This is a genomic window from Streptomyces botrytidirepellens (assembly GCF_003721215.1).
In the GTDB taxonomy this organism is placed as follows: domain Bacteria; phylum Actinomycetota; class Actinomycetes; order Streptomycetales; family Streptomycetaceae; genus Streptomyces; species Streptomyces himastatinicus.
Map to the genome: position 1 here is coordinate 1 of NZ_RIBZ01000551.1, position 2,787 is coordinate 2,787.

The following is a 2,787-nucleotide window of genomic DNA, read 5'->3' on the forward strand; positions in this document are numbered from 1 at the left end:
CCCCCGCCGGGGCCGCCGGGGCGGTCGGCCGCGCCGTCGCCCGCCGCGCGGCGTGCGTACGGTCGCGGGCCAGGTCTTCGTTCTCCAAGTGGGCGTCGTGCTGCTGCTCGTCGTCGCCGCCGTGGCGGCGCTCGTCCTCCAGTCCCGGTACGACAGCGAGCGCGAGGCCCGCAACCGCTCGATGGCCGTCGCCGAGAGCTTCGCGAACGCCCCGGGCACGGCCGCCGCGATGCGGGGCGCCGATCCGACCGCCGCGCTCCAGCCGCTCGCCGAGCGGGCCCGCAAGGGTTCGGGCGTCGACTTCGTCGTGGCCATGTCGCCGCACGGGATCCGCTACACCCACCCCAATGAGAACCGGATCGGTAAGCACTTCATGGGCAGCATCGACGCCGCCGTGAAGGGCCGGACGGTCACCGAGACCTTCACCGGCACGCTCGGCCTGTCCGTGCGGTCCGTCGTCCCCGTCCTCGACCAGCGCGGGAAGGTCGTGGGCCTGGTCTCGGCCGGGATCACGATCAAGAAGGTGAGCGGCGCGGCCAACCACCAGCTGCCGCTGATGTTCTTCGCCGCCGCGGCCGCGCTCGCGCTGGCCACGGTGGGGACGGCGCTGGTCACCGGGCGGCTGCGGCGCCAGACCCACGGCCTGGACCCGGCCGAGATGACGCGCATGTACGAGCACCACGACGCGGTGCTGCACGCCGTGCGCGAGGGCGTGCTGATCGTCAGCGGCGACGGCCGCCTGGTGCTGGCCAACGACGAGGCGCGCCGCCTCTTCGCCCTGCCCCCGGACGCGGAGGGCCGCCTCGTCGCCGAGCTGGGCTTCGACCCGCACACGGCCGAGCTGCTGGTCTCCGGGCGCCCGGCGACCGACGAGGTGCACACGGCCGGGGAGCGGCTGCTGTCGGTCAGCCACCGCCCCACCGACCGCAACGGCGGCCCGCCCGGCAGCGTCGCGACCCTGCGCGACACCACCGAGCTGCGCGCGCTGACCGGCAAGGTCGACCTGGCGCGCAACCGCCTGAAGCTGCTGTACGACGCGGGCGTGTCCATCGGCACCACGCTGGACGTGGTGCGCACCGCGCAGGAGCTGGCGGAGTACGCGGTGGCCCGGTTCGCCGACTACGTCTCCGTCGACCTCGCGGACTCGGTGCTGCGCGGCGAGGAGCCCCAGGAGGGCGCCGCCGGTACGACGGGCGGCGGGGGGAGCGCGGACGGCCGCCCCACGCCCCTGCGGCGTACGGCGCTCAGCGGCATCCGCGACGACGTGCCGCTCTACCCGCTCGGCAAGCTGATCCGCTTCACCCCGAACGCGCCCCAGGCCCGCGGGTTCCGCACCGGCATCGTCACGGTCGTGCCGGTGCTGAGCGACCACGGGGGCTGGCAGGAGCAGGATCCCGACCAGGCCCGGAAGATCGTCGACTGTGGCATCCACTCGATGATCACGGTCCCGCTGCGGGCCCGGGGCGTGGTGCTGGGCGTGGCCAGTTTCATGCGCGCGGAGAAGCCCGAGCCGTTCGAGGAGGACGACGTCTCGCTCGCCGAGGAGCTGGTCACCCGGGCGGCCGTCAGCATCGACAACGCCCGGCGCTACACCCGCGAGCACACCATGGCGGTGACGCTCCAGCGCAGCCTGCTGCCGCGGGTGCTGCCCGAGCAGAACGCGCTGGACGTGGCGTACCGCTATCTGCCCGCCGAATCGGGCGTCGGCGGCGACTGGTTCGACGTCATTCCGCTGCCGGGCGCGCGGGTGGCGCTGGTGGTGGGCGACGTCGTCGGGCACGGGCTGCACGCGGCGGCGACGATGGGGCGGCTGCGGACCGCGGTGCACAACTTCTCCACCCTCGATCTGCCACCGGACGAGATCCTGTCCCATCTGGACGATCTGATCGCCCGCATCGACCAGGACGAGGGCCACAGCGCCGTGGCGGACGGCGACGGCGGCGGTGAGGTGATCATCGGGGCCACCTGTCTGTACGCGATCTACGACCCGGTGACGCGGCGCTGCACCATGGCCCGGGCCGGTCATCCGCCGCCCGCGGTGGTGAGCCCGGACGGCACGGTGGAGCTCCTGAAGGACCTGCCCGTGGGCCCGCCGCTGGGCCTGGGCGGGCTGCCGTTCGAGACGTCCGAGCTGGAGCTGCCCGAGGGCAGCCATCTGGTGCTGTACACGGACGGGCTGATCGAGAAGCGCGACCGGGACATCGAGACGGGCCTGGAGATGCTGGGCGACGCCCTGGCCCACCCCGGGCGCACCCCGGAGGAGACCTGTACGGCGGTGCTGGGCGCGTTACTGCCGGAGCGCCCCAGCGATGACGTCGCGCTGATCGTCGCCCGTACGAGGGTGCTGGAGCCGGAGCGGATCGCCGACTGGGAGGTGCCGTCCGAACCGGCCCAGGTCTCCGAGATGCGGGCGGCGGTGGCGGGCAAGCTCGCGGAGTGGGAGCTGGGGGACGTGGCGTTCACGACCGAGCTGATCCTCAGCGAGCTGATCACCAACGCGATCCGCTACGCCACCGGCCCGATCCGGGTGCGGCTGCTGTGCGACCGCAGCCTGATCTGCGAGGTGTCCGACACCAGCAGCACCTCACCGCATCTGCGGTACGCGGCGACGACGGACGAGGGCGGCCGCGGGCTGTTCCTGGTCTCGCAGTTCGCCGACCGGTGGGGCACCCGGTACACGGCGGAGGGCAAGGTCATCTGGACGGAACAGACGCTGCCGCTGCCCAAGAACGGCAAGCCGAGGGCGTAGGCGGTACGACGCGAGGCCCGCCCGCGCGGTGCGCGGGC

Annotated in this window: 1 protein-coding gene; it reads left to right on the plus strand. The window is 73.7% G+C overall.

Translation table 11 applies throughout. The features are described from left to right. Positions 1-2,749 (plus strand): SpoIIE family protein phosphatase (locus tag EEJ42_RS32680; protein ID WP_425473000.1); only part of this gene is annotated, 2,749 nt, incomplete at its 5' end. Between the last annotated feature and the right edge of the window lie 38 nt (positions 2,750-2,787).